Genomic DNA, 17,886 nt, shown 5'->3' on the forward strand with positions numbered 1-17,886 from the left:
TTTGTTTTGATAAATGTTGTCAGCGAGCCAAATGGCTCGCTTTTTCATTTTAGCGATTAACTAAGTGCGGTTGTTTTTTGGCAAATTTCCCACTGCACTTTATTTTTAATCAGCCTTTCTTTCAGTATTCTTTTCACCCCAAGTCAAAAATACATTATACTTAACGCCAATTCCAACCTTGCATAATCAAGAGAAATGCGATGACAAAACCTTTAAATATTATTTTTGCGGGGACGCCAGAATTTGCTGCACAGCACTTAGCGGCGCTGTTGAATTCAGAGCATAATGTGATTGCGGTTTACACGCAGCCAGACAAGCCAGCTGGACGGGGCAAGAAACTGCAAGCCAGCGCGGTGAAACAATTGGCGGAGCAGCATCAGATCCCTGTTTATCAGCATAAATCCCTACGCAAAGCGGAAGCGCAGCAGGAGCTGGCAGCGCTGAATGCTGATGTGATGGTGGTGGTGGCTTATGGCTTAATTTTGCCGAAAGCAGTATTGGACGCGCCAAGATTAGGCTGCTTGAATGTACACGGTTCGATTTTGCCTCGTTGGCGTGGGGCAGCGCCGATTCAGCGCGCGATTTGGGCAGGTGATAAACAAACAGGCGTTACCATTATGCAAATGAATGAAGGCTTAGATACGGGCGATATGCTGCATAAAGTGTATTGCGACATCAGCCCAGAAGACACCTCTCTAAGCCTTTATCATAAGTTGGAACAGATTGCGCCAAATGCGTTGCTTGATGTGTTAAATGGCTTGGAAGCTGGGCAGTTTCCGCCCGAGGCACAAGATGAGGCCCTTGCCAACTATGCCGATAAACTTTCTAAACAAGAAGCAAAATTGGATTGGCAGCTTTCAGCGACACAGCTTGAGCGTTGTATTCGCGCGTTTAATCCTTGGCCGATTAGCTATTTTGTGACCACGGATAAAGAGGGTAACGAGCAGACCTTGAAAGTGTATCAAGCCAATGTGCTACCTCATCAAAATCAGCCCGCAGGTACGATTTTAAGGGCAGATAAAACAGGTATTCAAATCGCCACTGTCGAGGGGGTGTTAAATCTCACCCAATTGCAACCATCAGGAAAAAAAATGATGTCGGCACAGGATTTACTCAATGGCCGAGCTGAGTGGTTTACAGTGGGTAAGGTGTTGGCATAATGAATCGGACAAAAACAAAAATTCTCCCCAAAAGCACCGCACTTTCTGTGAGAGCGGTGGCTGCACAATATCTTTTGCAAGTCTTAGATAAGGGACAATCACTTTCTACATTATTGGCGGAAAAAACACCTTCACTGAAAGAACAAGATTTGCCATTGTTACAAGAAATTTGCTTTGGTGTTTGTCGCGTATTGCCCCGTCTGGAACAAATCATTTTGCACTTAGTGGATAAGCCATTGAAAGGTAAAACACGCCTTGTGCATTGTTTATTATTGGTGGGGCTGTATCAATTGTTATATTTGCGTACCCCTGATCACGCTGTGGTTGATGAAATGGTGAAAGCGGCAAAAAGCCTTAAATTAGAGCGCTTCAAGGGGGTGGTGAATGGCGTATTACGTCGCTTTTTGCGGGAGCGGGAACAGATTTTGGCGAAAGTGGATAAGCATTGGCAAACCTTGCACCCTGAATGGCTCGTGAATAAACTGAAAAAAGCCTATCCCCATTGGCGTGAAATTATTGATGCGAATAATCAAAAACCACCGATGTGGTTGCGAGTCAATCGCCAGCATACTCAGGTTAGTAATTATTTAACCTTGTTACAAAACGCGGAGATTGAAGCTGTTGCGGATGATCATCCACAAGCAATTCGCTTAGCTCAGGCGAAAAGCGTGGTTCAGTTACCACATTTTGCGCAAGGCTGGCTCACAGTGCAGGATCTACACGCCCAATGGGCGGGGTTATTACTTGCAGCGCAAAATGGTGAATTGATTTTGGATGCTTGTGCCGCACCGGGCGGTAAAACCACCCATATTTTAGAACTTGCTCCGCAAGCGAAAGTGGTGGCATTAGATGTGGAACAACATCGCTTAAAACGAGTAGAAGAAAATTTATCACGAATGAGGCAACACGCACAGGTGATTTGCGGTGATGCTAGCCAGCCAGAACAATGGCTCTCCCAAATTCAACCACAGTTCGAACAAAGTGCGGTGCAATTTGACCGAATTTTGCTTGATGCTCCTTGCTCTGCTACAGGCGTTATCCGCCGTCATCCAGATATAAAATGGCTACGCAAAGAAAGTGACATAGCCCAGTTGGTGGCCTTACAAAAATCGATTTTGAACGCATTATGGCAATGCTTAAAACCAAATGGCGTCTTGCTCTACGCCACTTGCTCGTTATTGCCAGAAGAAAACTGCCAACAAATCAGCGAATTTTTACAACAACACCCCGAGGCAGAATTAATGCCCCTGCCATTCCCCGAACAAGGGCAGGTCGGCCATCAATTCTTCCCACAAGAAAATCGCGGTGATGGATTTTATTACGCAAAATTGCGGAAAAAAGCGTAAAATTCACAAATTGTGTTTATGATAGAAAAATAAAAGTGCGGTCATATTTTCAAAAAACTTTAAAAAAATCTCACCGCACTTTAAATTTAAAATTGAACGTGAAATATCGGACAATCCCCTTGTAAATTGCCCGAATGGAAATAAAATTTTTAGAAAAATCACGCCGAGCGAGAGCGAAGCGAACATCAGGCTGATTTTTCGTAAAGAGAATTTTATTGGAATGAGGAAAAGCAATGCTCGCAAAATTTCTTACTTCCAGACAAGGCGTTTTGCCGCAGACAGTACGCTAGTACGGCAAGGCAAAACAACGCCGTATGGAGGTAAAAGAAATTTAGCGATGGTAGGGGACGTTTTCTTTGCTTACATTCCTTTTGGATAACCAAAAGAAAGTAAGTCGCATAACGTGCGAAACACGTTATAACAACTACAAAGAAAAACGCAATCAGCCAAGAGCAAAAATAAGTAATAACAAAGTGCGGTAATTTTTTAAAAAGTTTTTTTAATCCCACCACACTTTCTGTTTTTGAAATATCTATAAAGGGCAATAGGATAAATTTTCCCGTCCAAATTGCCCGAATGAAGAGAGAATTTTTAGAAAAGTAACGCCTGAACGCAGCGTAGCGAGTATGGGCTTACTTTTCGTTAAGAAAATTCTGTCGAAATGAGGAAAAGCAATTTGATCGGGGACGCTTTTCTTTGCTTACTTTCTTTTGCGGAAACAAAAGAAAGTAAGTCGCTCAACGAGCGAAACCCGTTATAGCAACAAAGAAAAAGTCAATTAGCCAAATGGCTAAAACCCAAATAAAAATTAAATGCCACAAACAAAGAGATCACAACAATGAAAATCATCATTCTAGGCGCTGGCCAAGTTGGCACGACCCTTGCGGAAAATTTAGTGAGTGAGGATAACGACATCACCCTTGTGGATAACCAAGCGGATCGCCTGCTTGCTTTGCAAGATAAGCACGATTTGCGGGTGGTGAATGGCGTGGCATCTTCACCGAAAGTGTTGCGTGAGGCTGGTGCAGCGGATGCGGATTTAGTGGTGGCGGTAACCAATTCAGACGAAACCAATATGATCGCTTGCCAAGTGGCTTATACCTTATTTAACACGCCAACTAAGATCGCGCGTATTCGTAGTGCGGATTATTTGCGTGAGAAAAATAAACTTTTTCAGCCTGATGTGATCCCCATTGATCATATTATTTCGCCAGAAAAATTGGTTACCGATGAAATCGTTCGCTTGATTGATTACCCTGGGGCGTTGCAGGTTTCGCATTTTGCCAATGGGCGAATTAGTATTGTGGTGGTGAAAGCTTATTATGGTGGCCCTTTGGTGGGCTATGCGTTATCGGCGCTTAAAGAGCATCTGCCCCATATTGATTGCCGTGTGGTGTCAATTTTGCGTCAGGATAAGGTGATTCGTCCGCAAGGTTCAACCATTATTGAAGCAGGCGATGAAGTAACGTTCATTTGCGATACGATTCATATTAAAGCCATTATGAGCGAATTACAGCGCTTGGAAAAACCTTATAAACGCATAATGATTATTGGTGGCGGAAATATTGGTAGCGGCGTGGCAAAACGTTTGGAAGAGCAATGTTCAGTAAAATTGATTGAACGTAATCCTGAACGTGCCACTGCGTTGGCAGAGCGTTTATCAAAGACGTTAGTTTTTTGCGGTGATGCTTCTGATCAATCCTTGTTATTTGAAGAACATATTGAAAATATTGATGTTTTTCTTTCGCTTACCAGTGATGATGAAGCGAACATTATGTCTGCCTTGCTCGCTAAACGCTTAGGGGCGAAAAAGGCGATGGTGCTGATCCAGCGAATGGCATATATCAATTTATTGCAAGGGGGAACGCTGGATATTGTGGTTTCACCACAGCAGGCGACCATTTCTGCCTTGCTTGGGCATATTCGTAAAGGTGATGTGGGGAGCGTGGTGTCTTTACGTCACGGTATCGCCGAAGCTTTAGAAATTGTGGTACACGGTGAAGCGGAATCTTCTAATGTGATTGGGCGACAAGTGTCTGACATCAAGTTACCTGCGGGGGCAATTATTGGCGCAGTGTTGCGTGGCGATGATGTGATGATTGCACGAAAAAGTTTAGTGATTGAAGAAGATGATCGCATTGTGGTGTATGTGAGTGATAAAAAATATATTCCAGATGTAGAAAAATTATTCCAGCCGAGTGCATTTTTTATCTAAAAATGAAAAAAATGCTGTACTTATCCTTTTTAGTACATATAATAGCCGCCGCTGATTAATCCTTTCAGCCTTTTATTTAGGAGTATTTTATGAGTTTTATGAAAGAGTTCCGCGAATTTGCAATGCGCGGTAATGTCGTGGATATGGCTGTCGGTGTGGTTATCGGCGGTGCATTTGGTAAAATCGTAAGTTCATTTGTTGCTGATGTGATTATGCCTGTTTTAGGTTTACTCACAGGCGGCGTAGATTTCAAAGATTTACACGTTGTATTGAAAGAAGCGGTAGGTGATGTGCCAGCAGTGACTTTAAACTACGGTGTATTCGTACAAAATATCGTTGACTTCGTGATTATTGCGTTCGCAATTTTCTTAGTCGTTAAAGGTATGAATAAAATGAAGAAACCAGCAGAAGAGCCAGAAGCAGCACCTGCTGAGCCTTCAAATGAAGAAAAATTATTAACTGAAATCCGTGATTTATTAAAAAAATAATTCGCTGATTAGAAAAAATCTTCCTCATAAGTAGGAAGATTTTTTTTATCCTAAATTTGAATAACGTAGTAAAATAATGCTCAATATTCACTTATTTCTAAAAGGAGAACAACAATGGACGCTATTCCAACAGTAGAAGAATCTCAAGCTACAACGCGTGAAATTATTCGTGACCTGCTTAATGATGGCAGTGATCCTGCTGCGCTTTATATTATTGAGCATCATATTTCGCATTATGATTTTGATAAATTGGAAAAAATTGCCGTTGATGTGTTTAAGGCAGGTTATGAAGTGTCTGACGCAGAAGAATGGCAAGATGAAGATGGCAAAACCTTATTTTCTTTTGATGCCATTAGCGAAATTGAATTAAAGGCAGAATTAATTGATGCTCAACAGAAAGAATTATTCCCATTGATTGCTAAATTTAACGGCATTTATGATGGCTGGGGAACCTATTTTGAAGATCCTAATGCACAAGAAGATGAATATGGAGAAGACGGCGAGTTTTTTGATGACGAAGAATAAAACTCAGCAAAATTTGTAAAAATCCCACCGCACTTTATTTTTACCAAAATATCAGTGCGGTGCTTTTTTATGGATTTTTTATTTTCGGAACTATTCGCCTTTTTACCTGTCGATATGGCAACAAATCAATTAATTTATAAGGATTTTTATGCGCTTAAAACAACTGACTTTTGCCTTAATGGCATTACCACTTTCTGCCTTGGCAACCCCTGTGAGCAACAATAATGTGATTAATTTTGATGTGGAGGTTGAAAAAGAAATTGCCCACGATCTATTGCAAGCAACATTATTTATCCAAGCAGAAAATAAAGATCTTGCGTTAGCTAATAAGGAAATTAACGGCAAAATAAATCGTGCTTTTGAGATTTTAAAAGCCTATCCTGATGACGTGGAATTGCGTGATAATTCCCGCAGCACACGCGTGCGTTATAATGGCGAGGGAAAACAAAATGGCTGGATCGCTCGTGGGCAGTTAATGCTACAAAGTAAAAATAATGAGGCGTTATCAAAAGCCATCAGTGAGCTGAATGGTCTTTTAGCGATTGAATATGTGAACTCTCAAGTGTCTTCTGACGCAATTAATCGCATTGAAGATGAAATGATGCAACAAGCGCTGACACAATTAAACCGCAAAGCCACATTAATTCAACAATCGCTTGGGGCGAAAGGCTATAAAATTGTGGAATTGAATATCCGCACGCCAATGGAAAGCGGACGCTTTGTGGCTCGCCCTTATGCAATGGCGAAAATGGCAAGTTCAATGTCAAATGATGAAGTGCAATTAGGCAATGGCAAAGCTAACGTAAGAGCAAGCATTGAGGCGAAAATTCAGCTTGTTCAGGAATAATGACAGCCTGCCCCATTTCCTATACAATGGGGCAATTTTAACAAGCCAACGAGGTTATAAATGAAAGTTGCAAAAAATGTTGTGGTGAGCATTGCTTACCAAGTTCGCACCGAAGACGGTGTATTAGTTGATGAAGCCCCAGTAAATCAGCCGTTAGAATATTTACAAGGGCATAATAATTTAGTGATTGGCTTAGAAAAAGCCTTAGAGGGAAAATCCGTTGGTGATAAATTTGAAGTTCGTGTAAAACCAGAAGAAGGTTATGGCGAATACAATGAAAATTTAGTGCAACGTGTGCCAAAAGATGTGTTTGTTGGCGTTGACGAGCTTGTAGCTGGAATGCGTTTTATCGCAGATACAGATGTTGGCCCATTACCTGTGGTGATCACGGAAGTGGGTGAAAATGATGTGGTAGTGGACGGCAACCATATGCTTGCAGGTCAAGAATTACTTTTTGATGTGGAAGTGGTGGCAACTCGCGAAGCAACTTTAGAAGAAATCGCACACGGTCATATCCACCAAGAGGGCGGTTGCTGTGGCGGACACGGTGATAGCGATGAAGAAGGACACGGCTGTGGTTGCGGCGGTCATCATCACCATCATCATGACCACGATCACCACCATCACGACGGCGAAGGCTGCTGCGGAAACGGTGGTTGTAAACACTAATTAAATTCTCGTCAAAAAACAACCGCACTTCAATCCACACCGCATTTAGTCGAAGATTAAATGGGTGTGGATTTTTTGTGATACACATCAAGAAATTCACCTTTTTATTGTAAATCTCGTGCCTTTTTTGTTATTCCTACGCATAATGTTCCTTGTAATCACTTAACCCTAACAGGTTATTTTTCGCATTCACAAGGAGGCAAGAATGAAAAATATGCTTTTAATGAGCGGTTCCAAATACCAAAATACGGGTTATCTCGTGCATTGTATGCCGTGGCTGAAAAGCTTTCTTTCTGCATACAAAGGAAAAACTATTGGATTTGTGCCTTATGCAGGTGTGAGCCGTAGTTATGATGAGTATGAAACGCTGGTGCAACAAGCCTTGACAGAGCTAGAAATGGACGTGGTTTCTGTCCATCGTGGCAAGCGTCATTTAGATATTATTGAGCAAGCTGATGTGATCGCCATTGGCGGCGGCAACACGTTCTGCCTGCTCAATGGGCTGTATGAACACCATTTATTAGATGCCATTCGCCAAAAAATACAACAAGGCACACCTTATTTCGGTTGGAGCGCAGGAGCAAATGTGGCAGGCAAAACCATTATGACCACCAATGATATGCCAATTCTTTATCCGCCTTCTTTTGATGCTTTAAATCTTTTCCCACATCAACTTAATCCACACTTTATTTCTGGCAAAATTGCAGGGCATAACGGTGAAAGCCGTGAAGAACGCTTGGCGGAATTTTTGATTGTCAATCCTGAATCCCACGTTTACGCCTTGCCTGAAGGCACGGCATTACAGATTCAAGGCAATCAAGCCAAAGTGCTGGACATTAGCGAAGCACAGCAAAGTGCGGTGCTAAAATTCAGCAAAAATGGCCAATGTGAACGCTATGCAAGCGGTGTTACCTTTGATTACTAAGGAGAAGAAAAATGCTTGAACTTAAATCTTTTGTAGCGATTTTGGGCGTTATCGCTGCGGTTTATTTACTGGTAAAAAAATATGAAACGCGCACCGTATTAATTGGCTTCGGGTTGATGATGTCCTTACTCACCCTAAACCCAATGGGCGCGCTGGACGCTTTTGCAAAATCAATGACCAGCGGCGGCTTGATTATGGCGATCTGTTCTAGTATGGGTTTTGCTTATGTAATGAAATACACAAAATGCGACTCTCATCTGGTGCATTTAATGACGAAACCGCTTTCAGGACTCAGATTTTTCTTAATCCCTTTTGCCACGATCATCACCTTCTTTATTAATATTGCGATCCCTTCTGCTGCTGGTTGTGCCGCTGCAGTTGGCGCAACCTTAATCCCCGTGCTAAAAAGTGCTGGCGTACGCCCTGCCACTGCGGGGGCTGCGATTTTGGCAGGAACGTTCGGCTCAATGATGAGTCCAGGTTCTTCTCATTCTGCAATGATCGCGGAAATGTCCAACTTAACCATCACGCAAGTGAACCTATCTCACGCGCCTTACACAATGATCGCAGGGGCGATTGCGGCAGTTTCACTAACCTTGGTTGCATTAATGTTGAAAGATTACGGTGAAGAACACCGCCAAGCCTATTTAGCTGAAGCGAAAGAAGCAGAACAATCTTTCCAAAAATCGAACCTCCTTTTTGCCATTGCGCCTTTATTGCCGTTGGTGATTTTGGTGATCGGCGGTACGTCTTTACAAGAAATCCCAGCGCTGGCGTGGACAAAAATGGGCGTACCACAAGCAATGTTAATTGGTGCAATTTACGCCATCATTGTAACCCGTGTTTCTCCAGCGAAAATTACCGAAGAATTCTTTAACGGAATGGGCAGTGCTTATGCAAACGTGCTAGGTATCATTATTTCCGCCAGCGTTTTTGTGGCAGGATTAAAATCCACCGGTGCCATTGACAGCGCCATTGAGTTCCTTAAACATTCCAACGAATTCGTCCGCTGGGGTGCAACCATTGGGCCATTCTTAATGGGCTTGCTCACTGGTTCTGGCGATGCGGCAGCCATTGCTTTCAACACGGCGGTAACACCACACGCGGTAGAATTAGGCTATACCCACTTAAATCTTGGTATGGCAGCGGCTATCGCAGGTGCTATCGGACGCACCGCTTCTCCTATTGCTGGCGTAACCATTGTATGCGCTGGTCTAGCAATGGTTAGCCCAGTGGAAATTGTCAAACGTACTGGCTTAGGAATGGTGCTTGCGGTGTTATTCTTAGCATTATTTATGCTTTAACTAAGCAGGCATAACAAATAAAAGTGCGGTGAAAAAATTCAACAAATTTTTACCGCACTTGCTTGTTTTCCCGTTTTTGTTGAAAAACTAATGGCTTTTTCGTTATAAAGTGCGGTGCTTTTTTCCGCGAAATTTCCCCGCACTTATCGCCTTTTGCATACGAATTTTGTACAATGCACCGTTTTGAGTGATTATTGAGATTATTGTATGAGTTCAGCGCCAAATATTGGTTTTATTAGCTTAGGTTGTCCTAAGAATTTAGTGGATTCAGAGCGTATTTTAACGGAGTTGCGTTCTGACGGATATAACATTATTCCGAGTTATGAAAATGCCGATTTAGTGATCGTTAATACCTGCGGATTTATTGACAGCGCAGTGCAAGAGTCGCTAGAAGCGATCGGCGAAGCATTGGAAGAAAACGGCAAGGTGATTGTAACGGGCTGTCTGGGAGCGAAAGAAGATCGCATTCGTGAAGTTCACCCAAAAGTGTTGGAAGTGACTGGCCCTCATAGCTATGAAGCGGTGATGGAACAGGTGCATAAATATGTGCCAAAGCCTGCCCATAATCCTTATATCAGCCTTGTGCCAGCGCAAGGGGTGAAGCTCACGCCAAAACATTATGCTTATTTGAAAATTTCTGAAGGCTGCGATCATCGTTGTACGTTCTGCATTATTCCTTCAATGCGTGGGGATTTAGATAGCCGTCCAATTACGCAAGTGTTAGATGAAGCCAAACGCCTTGCCGATGCTGGTGTGAAAGAGTTGCTTATCGTGTCGCAAGATACCTCTGCTTATTCTTTAGATCAAAGCAAAGAAAACCAAAACAAGACGGTTTTCTGGAATGGTAAGCCGATTAAAAACACGCTCATCAGCTTGTGCGAACAGTTGGCCACCTTAGGCATTTGGGTGCGTTTGCATTATGTTTATCCTTATCCGCACGTGGATAATTTGATTCCATTAATGGCGGAGGGCAAAATTTTGCCGTACTTGGATATTCCATTACAACACGCCAGCCCGAAAATTCTCAAAGCGATGAAACGCCCTGGTTCAATCGATCGCACCCTTGAACGAATTAAAAAATGGCGTGAAATTTGCCCTGAATTAACCTTGCGTTCGACTTTTATCGTAGGTTTTCCGGGGGAAACGGAAGAAGATTTCCAACAACTATTAGATTTCTTGCAAGAAGCACAATTAGATCGCGTTGGCTGTTTTAAATTTAGCCCGGTAGAAGGTGCAGTCGCTACAGATATGCCAGATCAAGTGCCAGAAGAGGTAAAAGAAGAACGCTTCCACCGCTTTATGCAAGTGCAACAGGCCATTTCAGCACAGCGTTTACAGCAAAAAATCGGCAAAACGCTACCTGTGATTGTGGACGAAATTGACGAAGAGGTCATTATCGGACGCTCAATGGCAGACGCACCAGAAATTGATGGTGTGGTTTATGTGGATAACCTGTCAAACCAAGCGGTCAGCGTGGGACAAGTGATTAACGTTACCATCACGCAAGCGGATGAATATGATTTATGGGGAACGTGCTAATGACAGTGAAGGTGCTTTTTGTCTGCTTGGGGAACATCTGCCGTTCCCCAATGGCAGAATATCTTTTCCGCGAAAAAGTGAAACAAGCAGGCTTATCGAATAAAATTATCAGCGACAGCGCTGGCACATCAGGCTGGCACGATGGCGAGGATATGCACTGCGGTACAGCAGAAACCCTTGAATTACATCATATTGATAATAAAGGCTTTACTAGCCGAAAAGTGCGGTCAAAAGATTGGCAAGATTTTGATTATCTGATTGCAATGGACAACCAAAATTTAGCGGATTTGGAAAAATTATTTGGGCATCACCCAGACAAATTATTTCAAATCACCCAGCTTTGTCCAAATCTTGGTATCGATCATATCCCTGATCCTTGGTACACCAAAAACTTCACGCAAACCTATGAATTATTGGATCAATGTTGCGATGCGCTGTTAGAACATATCCGTAAAGAAAAACATTGCTAAAAACCACCGCACTTTCGTTTATAAAAAAGCTGATAGTTTATGGCTATCAGCTTTTATTTTTACTATAACTCCCTTATCGTACTATTTCTCTTCAACAATATTAAAGCAAAGGTTGCGATTAATAGCACAAATGCGGCGCCAATATAAAGGTTCTGTTTTTCCCACCCTTTGTCTAATAAAACGCCTGCGATCATTGGGGCGAGGATTGCGCCGATGCGTCCAATGCCGATTGACCAGCCAACTCCTGTACCTCGTATATCACTAGCGTAGATGCTTGGGTTTAGGGTGTAAAGCCCGCTGATACAGCCGTTAATTAATGCGCCTACGATGACACCTAGTACCATTGCAAGCCATAAAACAGTCGAAGAAAGAATAAAAGCAATGACGGAAATTGCTGCAATGATCGTAAATAAAATTAAGACGTTACGCGCAGACCAGTAGCTTGCTAATAAACCATAGAACAATGCCCCACAAGTGCCCCCTAAAGAAATCATCATACCAATGGTGACACTTTGTTCTGTGGTCATTCCAGCTTCTTTTAATAAGGCTGGCGTCCAAGAGCTAATGAAATAGAAACTAAACATTATCGCGAAGAAGGCCAACCAAATGGCTAAAGTCGAGCGACGATATTGTTGATTAAATAGTTGGGTAATAGGGGCAGCTTTCGCTTTGTGTTGCTTGATTTCTGGCAAAGAAAATGAGGAAATGCCGATTTTTTGCAGAATTTTGTTTAATCGAGCTTGAGCATTCTTTGGTTGTTTATTGATTAAATAATCAATGGATTCAGGTAGCCATAATACTAAGCAAATTAAGCATAATCCCGTTAAAATTGCGCCTGCAAGGAAAACGGAGCGCCAACCATATTCAGCTTGTAAGGCAACAGCAAAAAGCCCCCCTAAAATCGCGCCAATACCAAATCCTGCAGCATAAATACTGATAGCAAGGCTACGCCATTTTTTTGAGGAATATTCACTGGTTAGCACATTTGTACCAACTAAAATACCGCCAACGCCTAAACCAGTTACAACACGCCAAATGCCGAGAGAATAGGAGTCTGCAGCGAAAAATGAACCTAACATTCCCGCAGCAGAAAGCGATACGCTGATTAATAATAATGGACGACGCCCAATTTTGTCCGCAAGGGGCGCAAGAAAGAGTGAACCGGCGGTCATTCCGAATAATCCCGCACTAAGCAACGAGCCTAACTCCGCGCCACTTAAATCAAATTCGTTACGGATACCTGTGGCAGTAAAGGCGAGTGCAAGTACATCAAAACCGTCTAACAGGTTCATTATGGTTGCCATAACGACAACCGCCCATTGGTAAGGGCTCATTGGCTGTTGGTCGATGATTTGTCGTATATTCATTGTGTTTCCTTATTATGTGTTGATGAATAAATCCTTTTATTGCTTTGTGAGTTGCTGAAGCTTACGCAAAATGACATTCAGCGCCACGCCATAGGCAGGAACGAACAGCACGATGCCAACAAAAAGTTTGAAAAGGTAATCCACAAAGCCAAGTTCAAACCAATGTTCTGCCATAAAAGGATCACTGCTTGCGTAAAATGCAACGGAGAAGAATAAGAAGGTATCGGCCATTGAGCCAAAAATCATTGAGCTACTCGGTGCAATCCACCAAGTTTTGAGTTGGCGTAAGCGGTTAAAGACTAATACATCTAACAGTTGCCCAAAAACGTAGGCAACAAAACTGGCAATCGCAATGCGGAAGACAAATAAGTTGAAGTCAAATAAGGCTTCAATGCCTTGATATTGCGTATCTAAAAAAAGTGTGGAAATCACATAACTGATGATCAATGCAGGGAACATCACAACGAAGATAATCCACCTCGCTTCTTTCGCACCAAAAATTCGCACGGTTAAATCCGTGGCAAGAAAAATAAACGGGAAAGTGAGTGTTCCCCAGGTGCTGTGGAATGAGAAATCTTCTAGCCCGAACAGATGGAGCGGCAATCGGATTTCAAAGGGAATTTGGACTAAATAGTTACTAGCGGTAATAATAAAAATGTGGAAAAAACTTAAAAGAATTAATGCGTTGCGTTTTTGTTGATGATTAAAGATCGGAGAAGTTACTTTCATCTTTTATACCTTTTTGTTGAAAACATTGGGGTGAGGGAACCCAAATTAATGGAAAAATTTAATATATCTGCGAACAGCCACTTACTTGATATAAGAGCTGTACAGAGGAAAGCAGATAATACGTATTTTTGTTGATATTTCAAGGAATATATCTGTTTATTTCACGGAAATAAGTAGAAAAAGTTATCTAATATAAAGTGCGGTGGTTTTTTATAAATTTTTTATTGGATAGAGGAAAGGGTGAAAACAAAACTAGCTTTCACTGAGTTTGCCGTTATTCACGCTAAAAGTGCGGTGTTTTTCTGGTTGCATTTCTTTGAGTTGATTGTGGGTGATGGCACTGACAAAGACTTGCGAGCCACTTTGTTGTAAGCGTTCGGCAAGTAAGGCGCGTTTCGTTTTATCTAATTCAGAGGCGAAATCGTCAATTAAGAAAATGCAATGGCGATCTTTTTGTTGGGTTAAGTGTTCCCCCTGAGCCAAGCGCAAGGCGCACATTAGTAGTTTTAGTTGTCCGCGCGAAAGCACATCTTCTACGGGCAAACCGTTGGCTTTAAAGCGAAAATCGGCTTTTTGTGGGCCAGATACGGTGTAGCCAATGGCACGATCACGCTCAAAATTTTGCTGTAATAACTCGGCGTAATCGCTATTTTTGTCCCAACCTTGGTGGAAGCTCACGCTAATTTCTAATTCAGGCAGAAACAGTTGGCAAGTGCGCTCAATTTCAGGGCGGAGGGCTTCGGCATAATCAGCACGCCATTGGCTCACTTGGTTAGCAAGATTGACTAGCTCTTTATCCCAAATATGAATATGTTCGTAGCGAAAGGCTTGTTGCAAAGCGGCGTTGCGTTGCTTTAATAAGCGGTTAAGCTGGCTCCACACAGGGTGGAATTGACTGTGATGGTGAAACAATCCCCAATCTAGAAAAGCGCGGCGGTAGCTTGGGCCGCCGTTAAGCAAGGTGAGTCCTTCTGGGGTGATGATTTGCATTGGCAATAAATGGGCAAGATCAGCGATTTTTTTCGCTTCTTCACCGTTAATTTTAACCTGTGTATTACCTTGACGATGTTTTTGCAAACCCACTGACCATTGATGCTGTTGTTCTTGAATTTTGCCGTACAGGGTGAAGTGGGGCTGCTCGTAAGAAATGATGCGATTTGCCACCGCACTTTTAAAAGAGCGGCCGTGAGCAAGATAGAAAATTGCTTCAAGCAAGCTGGTTTTGCCACTGCCATTATTGCCCACTAAAAAGTTAAAGCCGTGGTCAAATTCCAGATCCACGGCGGTTAAATTGCGAAAGTTTTCAACAGTTAAGCGTGAAATTGCCATAAATTATAAACGCATCGGCATAATCACATATTCTGCGCTGTTGTCGTCCACATCTTCAATTAAACAGCTTGATGAGGCATCTGTTAAGCGCATACGCACTTGCTTACATTTGAGTGCATTGAGCACATCGAGCAAATAGCTCACGTTAAAGCCGACTTCCATTTCTTCACCGCTGTAATTGATGTCAATGATTTCTTCCGCTTGCTCTTGTTCAGTATTGGTGGCGGTGATCGTGAGCTGGTTTTCAGCAAGCTGTAAGCGCACGGTTCGGACTTTGTCGTTAGATAAAATAGCTGCACGGGCAAAAGCTTGTTTTAGGCTTTCCCATTCACCAGTCATAATACGCTGGGCGTTGCGTGGCAACACACGGCGATAATCAGGGAAGCGTCCATCAATGAGTTTCGAGGTGAAAATAATGTGTCCTAAATCAATACGTAAATTATTTGTGCCGATCTGCACGCGAGCAGGTTGATCATTACTTTCTAATAAGCGAGCGAGTTCTAAAACGCCTTTGCGTGGCACAATGACAGAATGAAGCTGTAGATCTTGCTCTAACGGAATGGTGCAAACGGCAAGGCGATGTCCGTCCGTTGCAACAGTTCGGAGCAAATTGCCTTCTGTTTCAAATTTCATTCCATTTAAGAAATAGCGTGCATCTTGATTTGCCATAGAAAATTGCGTGGCATCAATTAAGCGGCGTAAGGTGGCTTGTGTGGTAGTGAAATCGACTTCTGCTTGCCAATCCGCCAAGTTTGGATATTCGTCCGCAGGCAAGGTGGCAAGGTTAAATTTACTGCGTCCACAAAGCACCAGCGCACGCTCTTCTTCAAAACTCACGGTAATATCCGAACCATCAGGAAAACTGCGACAAATATCAAGAAATTTTTTGGCAGGGATTGTGAAATTACCATTTTGCTCTGCGCTGTTTAGTTGTGCTTGAGTGGAAAGTTCTACTTCTAAATCAGTCCCTGTAATGGTTAAAGATTGCCCTTCAATGTGTAGTAACACATTGTTTAACACAGGGATATTAGGGCGACTGCTCAACACGCCACACACTTGTTGTAAGGGTTTTAACAGATTTTCTCTTGATACAGTAAATTGCATGTTTTCGTCCTTAAACTGATAAGGTTCGGATTAAATTAGACCAGTCTTCTTGAATGCTTGGGTCTTGTTGTTTGAGTTTATCCACACTGCGACAAGCGTGCAATACGGTAGTATGATCGCGATCGCCAAAGCTGCTGCCAATTTCAGGGAAGCTGCGGTTGGTGAGTTCGCGCGACAATGCCATAGCAATTTGGCGTGGGCGAGCCACGGATCGGGCGCGGCTTTTCGATTTAAGATCCGCCACTTTGATTCGGTAATATTCCGCCACCACTTTTTGGATATTTTCCACCGTTACTAATTTTTCTTGCAACGCTAGCATATCTTTGAGGGTTTCGCGTACAAAGTCAATAGTAATCGGCTTGCCGGTAAATTCTGCATTCGCGTGAACACGGTTGAGCGCACCTTCTAATTCACGCACGTTGGTGCGTAATTTCTCACCGATAAATAGCGCCACTTCTTCTGGTAAACGCATATTTTTTTCTTCCGCTTTCTTCAATAAAATGGCGACACGAGTTTCAAGCTCTGGCGGCTCAATGGCAACACTTAATCCCCAGCCAAAACGGGATTTTAAGCGATCTTCGATCTTTTCGATCTCTTTTGGATAGCGGTCTGAGGTTAAGATAATTTGCCGACTGCTTTCAAATAAGGAATTGAAAATATGGAAAAATTCTTCTTGTGTACCATCTTTACCGGCGAAGAATTGAATATCATCGATCAGCAAAGCATCTAAAGTGCGGTAGAATTTTTTGAAGTTTTCCATTTTGTCTTCTTGCAAGGCGCGGACATACTCTTGCATAAAGCGTTCGGCGTGAATATAGATCACGCGCGCTTCAGGCTTGGTAGTTAAAATCCCATTGCCTACAGCGTGTAATAAGTGGGTTTTACCAAGCCCTGTGCCACCATAAAGAAATAGCGGATTGGCGCTTTGTTCCCCAGGGTTAATCGCCACTTTTTGCGCCACGGCTCGGGCCAGTTGGTTGGATTTCCCCTCTACAAAGTTTTCAAAAATGTGCTTGGTATTTAAGTTAGAACGATAGCTGGTTTTTTGCTCGCTTGGCTGCGCTGGTGCATTATTCTGAGCGACAGCAGGTGGCGGTGTGGTTTTACGCATTGCAGGTTTTGAACCTTCTTGCACTTTCACACTAAAATCCGCATTGCCAGAAAATTGCTGGGCTAAACGGCTGATTAATTCAAGATAATGAGTTTCCACCCAGTTTTTAACAAAAACGTTGGAGGCATATAACACCATATTGTTTTCACCCACAATATCAGCTTGCAATGGGCGTAACCAAGTGCTGAAATCCGTTGGTGAAACTTGATCTTGCAGTTGTGAAAGGCAATCCTGCCAAAGTGATGCGAGCGTGGTTTTCATTGTTATTATGTCTAGTTTATTAGTTAAACGTTTGAATCGTCCGCAGAAAAGTGCGGTGAGAATTCGGCTAATTTTACAATAAAGTTGAGAAAAGATCTTTATAAAAGGATCAAAAAAATCGAAAAAGGCTGCTTGAGATTTCTGCCAAAAAAAGTATAATTCACCCCGCTTTTATGCTTTCAAATAAGAAAAATGCAGATTATGTTGCGATTTTTCTTATTCTTATTTGACGAACGGCTCATTTGTGATTACAATTCCGTTCCTTATTTTAGTAACCCTTGTTTCAATTCGTTTTTGGCTATCTAAATGTCAAAGGCAATGGTTAAACAATGTTGATTTAGGTAGATTATAGTTATGAAACGTACATTTCAACCATCTGTATTAAAACGTAGCCGTACTCACGGTTTCCGTGCTCGTATGGCAACTAAAAACGGCCGTCAAGTTTTAGCTCGTCGTCGTGCTAAAGGTCGTAAAAGTTTATCCGCATAATCCAGCCC

The 17,886-nt window shown here is 42.5% G+C and carries 17 protein-coding genes; 12 read left to right on the plus strand and 5 right to left on the minus strand.

Annotated features, from left to right (window positions below):
- Positions 1 to 200: 200 nt before the first annotated feature.
- From fmt to ACNAV8_RS06630, 11 genes are all read left to right on the plus strand, one after another.
- Entirely contained in the window at positions 201 to 1,160 is a 960-nt protein-coding gene (gene fmt, locus ACNAV8_RS06580) for a methionyl-tRNA formyltransferase (RefSeq protein WP_103855381.1), read from the plus strand.
- Positions 1,160 to 2,506 (plus strand): 16S rRNA (cytosine(967)-C(5))-methyltransferase RsmB, encoded by a 1,347-nt coding sequence (gene rsmB, locus ACNAV8_RS06585; protein WP_103855382.1) that lies wholly within the window; start codon positions 1,160 to 1,162, stop codon positions 2,504 to 2,506. The genes fmt and rsmB overlap by 1 nt, the downstream gene beginning before the upstream one ends.
- Before the next feature lie 838 nt (positions 2,507 to 3,344).
- Positions 3,345 to 4,721 carry a Trk system potassium transporter TrkA gene (trkA, locus tag ACNAV8_RS06590; RefSeq protein WP_103854805.1) on the plus strand — a complete coding sequence of 459 codons (1,377 nt, stop codon included), beginning with the start codon at positions 3,345 to 3,347 and terminating at the stop codon, positions 4,719 to 4,721.
- An 89-nt stretch (positions 4,722 to 4,810) separates the two neighbouring features.
- The gene (gene mscL / locus ACNAV8_RS06595) at positions 4,811 to 5,209 is read left to right on the plus strand and encodes a large-conductance mechanosensitive channel protein MscL (RefSeq protein ID WP_103853861.1); all 399 of its coding nucleotides are present in this window, start codon (positions 4,811 to 4,813) and stop codon (positions 5,207 to 5,209) included.
- A gap of 114 nt (positions 5,210 to 5,323) precedes the next feature.
- On the plus strand, positions 5,324 to 5,734 hold the full coding sequence (gene rraB, locus ACNAV8_RS06600) for a ribonuclease E inhibitor RraB (RefSeq protein WP_103853860.1): 411 nt from the start codon (positions 5,324 to 5,326) through the stop codon (positions 5,732 to 5,734).
- A gap of 148 nt (positions 5,735 to 5,882) precedes the next feature.
- Complete coding sequence (locus tag ACNAV8_RS06605; protein WP_415777417.1) at positions 5,883 to 6,581, plus strand: SIMPL domain-containing protein; 699 nt, start codon at positions 5,883 to 5,885, stop codon at positions 6,579 to 6,581.
- Positions 6,582 to 6,641: 60 nt separating this feature from the next.
- The gene (gene slyD / locus ACNAV8_RS06610) at positions 6,642 to 7,250 is read left to right on the plus strand and encodes a peptidylprolyl isomerase (RefSeq protein WP_103853858.1); all 609 of its coding nucleotides are present in this window, start codon (positions 6,642 to 6,644) and stop codon (positions 7,248 to 7,250) included.
- A 205-nt stretch (positions 7,251 to 7,455) separates the two neighbouring features.
- Positions 7,456 to 8,175 (plus strand): dipeptidase PepE, encoded by a 720-nt coding sequence (pepE, locus tag ACNAV8_RS06615; protein WP_103854803.1) that lies wholly within the window; start codon positions 7,456 to 7,458, stop codon positions 8,173 to 8,175.
- 11 nt (positions 8,176 to 8,186) lie between these two features.
- On the plus strand, positions 8,187 to 9,479 hold the full coding sequence (gene dcuC, locus ACNAV8_RS06620) for a C4-dicarboxylate transporter DcuC (RefSeq protein WP_103854802.1): 1,293 nt from the start codon (positions 8,187 to 8,189) through the stop codon (positions 9,477 to 9,479).
- Positions 9,480 to 9,686: 207 nt separating this feature from the next.
- Positions 9,687 to 11,018, plus strand: coding sequence for a 30S ribosomal protein S12 methylthiotransferase RimO (gene rimO, locus ACNAV8_RS06625; protein ID WP_103854801.1), 1,332 nt, complete (start codon positions 9,687 to 9,689; stop codon positions 11,016 to 11,018).
- Positions 11,018 to 11,488 (plus strand): low molecular weight protein-tyrosine-phosphatase, encoded by a 471-nt coding sequence (locus ACNAV8_RS06630; protein WP_415777418.1) that lies wholly within the window; start codon positions 11,018 to 11,020, stop codon positions 11,486 to 11,488. The genes rimO and ACNAV8_RS06630 overlap by 1 nt, the downstream gene beginning before the upstream one ends.
- A 62-nt stretch (positions 11,489 to 11,550) precedes the next feature.
- Here ACNAV8_RS06630 and ACNAV8_RS06635 read toward each other — a convergent pair whose 3' ends face one another.
- From ACNAV8_RS06635 to dnaA, 5 genes are all read right to left on the minus strand, one after another.
- Positions 11,551 to 12,855 (minus strand): MFS transporter, encoded by a 1,305-nt coding sequence (locus tag ACNAV8_RS06635; RefSeq protein ID WP_103854800.1) that lies wholly within the window; start codon positions 12,853 to 12,855, stop codon positions 11,551 to 11,553.
- A gap of 36 nt (positions 12,856 to 12,891) precedes the next feature.
- On the minus strand, positions 12,892 to 13,584 hold the full coding sequence (locus ACNAV8_RS06640) for a 7-cyano-7-deazaguanine/7-aminomethyl-7-deazaguanine transporter (protein WP_103854799.1): 693 nt from the start codon (positions 13,582 to 13,584) through the stop codon (positions 12,892 to 12,894).
- Positions 13,585 to 13,836: 252 nt separating this feature from the next.
- Positions 13,837 to 14,913 (minus strand): DNA replication/repair protein RecF, encoded by a 1,077-nt coding sequence (recF, locus tag ACNAV8_RS06645; RefSeq protein WP_415777419.1) that lies wholly within the window; start codon positions 14,911 to 14,913, stop codon positions 13,837 to 13,839.
- A 3-nt stretch (positions 14,914 to 14,916) separates the two neighbouring features.
- Positions 14,917 to 16,017 (minus strand): DNA polymerase III subunit beta, encoded by a 1,101-nt coding sequence (gene dnaN, locus ACNAV8_RS06650; RefSeq protein WP_103854798.1) that lies wholly within the window; start codon positions 16,015 to 16,017, stop codon positions 14,917 to 14,919.
- 10 nt (positions 16,018 to 16,027) lie between these two features.
- Complete coding sequence (gene dnaA, locus ACNAV8_RS06655) at positions 16,028 to 17,389, minus strand: chromosomal replication initiator protein DnaA (RefSeq protein ID WP_415777420.1); 1,362 nt, start codon at positions 17,387 to 17,389, stop codon at positions 16,028 to 16,030.
- A gap of 354 nt (positions 17,390 to 17,743) precedes the next feature.
- Here dnaA and rpmH point away from each other — a divergent pair, with 354 nt between their 5' ends.
- Positions 17,744 to 17,878 carry a 50S ribosomal protein L34 gene (gene rpmH / locus ACNAV8_RS06660; RefSeq protein WP_005539760.1) on the plus strand — a complete coding sequence of 45 codons (135 nt, stop codon included), beginning with the start codon at positions 17,744 to 17,746 and terminating at the stop codon, positions 17,876 to 17,878.
- Positions 17,879 to 17,886 lie beyond the last annotated feature (8 nt).

Source organism: Avibacterium endocarditidis (assembly GCF_965138825.1).
GTDB lineage: Bacteria > Pseudomonadota > Gammaproteobacteria > Enterobacterales > Pasteurellaceae > Avibacterium > Avibacterium endocarditidis.

What these genes read in the sequence shown, in the direction of transcription:
- rpmH (WP_005539760.1), top strand. Translation starts at nt 17,744, where the DNA reads ATGAAACGTACATTTCAACCATCTGTATTAAAACGTAGCCGTACTCAC.
- rimO (WP_103854801.1), top strand. Translation starts at nt 9,687, where the DNA reads ATGAGTTCAGCGCCAAATATTGGTTTTATTAGCTTAGGTTGTCCTAAG.
- ACNAV8_RS06630 (WP_415777418.1), top strand. Translation starts at nt 11,018, where the DNA reads ATGACAGTGAAGGTGCTTTTTGTCTGCTTGGGGAACATCTGCCGTTCC.
- recF (WP_415777419.1), bottom strand. Translation starts at nt 14,913, where the DNA reads ATGGCAATTTCACGCTTAACTGTTGAAAACTTTCGCAATTTAACCGCC.
- fmt (WP_103855381.1), top strand. Translation starts at nt 201, where the DNA reads ATGACAAAACCTTTAAATATTATTTTTGCGGGGACGCCAGAATTTGCT.
- mscL (WP_103853861.1), top strand. Translation starts at nt 4,811, where the DNA reads ATGAGTTTTATGAAAGAGTTCCGCGAATTTGCAATGCGCGGTAATGTC.
- rsmB (WP_103855382.1), top strand. Translation starts at nt 1,160, where the DNA reads ATGAATCGGACAAAAACAAAAATTCTCCCCAAAAGCACCGCACTTTCT.
- rraB (WP_103853860.1), top strand. Translation starts at nt 5,324, where the DNA reads ATGGACGCTATTCCAACAGTAGAAGAATCTCAAGCTACAACGCGTGAA.
- dnaN (WP_103854798.1), bottom strand. Translation starts at nt 16,017, where the DNA reads ATGCAATTTACTGTATCAAGAGAAAATCTGTTAAAACCCTTACAACAA.
- ACNAV8_RS06635 (WP_103854800.1), bottom strand. Translation starts at nt 12,855, where the DNA reads ATGAATATACGACAAATCATCGACCAACAGCCAATGAGCCCTTACCAA.
- ACNAV8_RS06605 (WP_415777417.1), top strand. Translation starts at nt 5,883, where the DNA reads ATGCGCTTAAAACAACTGACTTTTGCCTTAATGGCATTACCACTTTCT.
- dcuC (WP_103854802.1), top strand. Translation starts at nt 8,187, where the DNA reads ATGCTTGAACTTAAATCTTTTGTAGCGATTTTGGGCGTTATCGCTGCG.
- ACNAV8_RS06640 (WP_103854799.1), bottom strand. Translation starts at nt 13,584, where the DNA reads ATGAAAGTAACTTCTCCGATCTTTAATCATCAACAAAAACGCAACGCA.
- dnaA (WP_415777420.1), bottom strand. Translation starts at nt 17,389, where the DNA reads ATGAAAACCACGCTCGCATCACTTTGGCAGGATTGCCTTTCACAACTG.
- trkA (WP_103854805.1), top strand. Translation starts at nt 3,345, where the DNA reads ATGAAAATCATCATTCTAGGCGCTGGCCAAGTTGGCACGACCCTTGCG.
- pepE (WP_103854803.1), top strand. Translation starts at nt 7,456, where the DNA reads ATGAAAAATATGCTTTTAATGAGCGGTTCCAAATACCAAAATACGGGT.
- slyD (WP_103853858.1), top strand. Translation starts at nt 6,642, where the DNA reads ATGAAAGTTGCAAAAAATGTTGTGGTGAGCATTGCTTACCAAGTTCGC.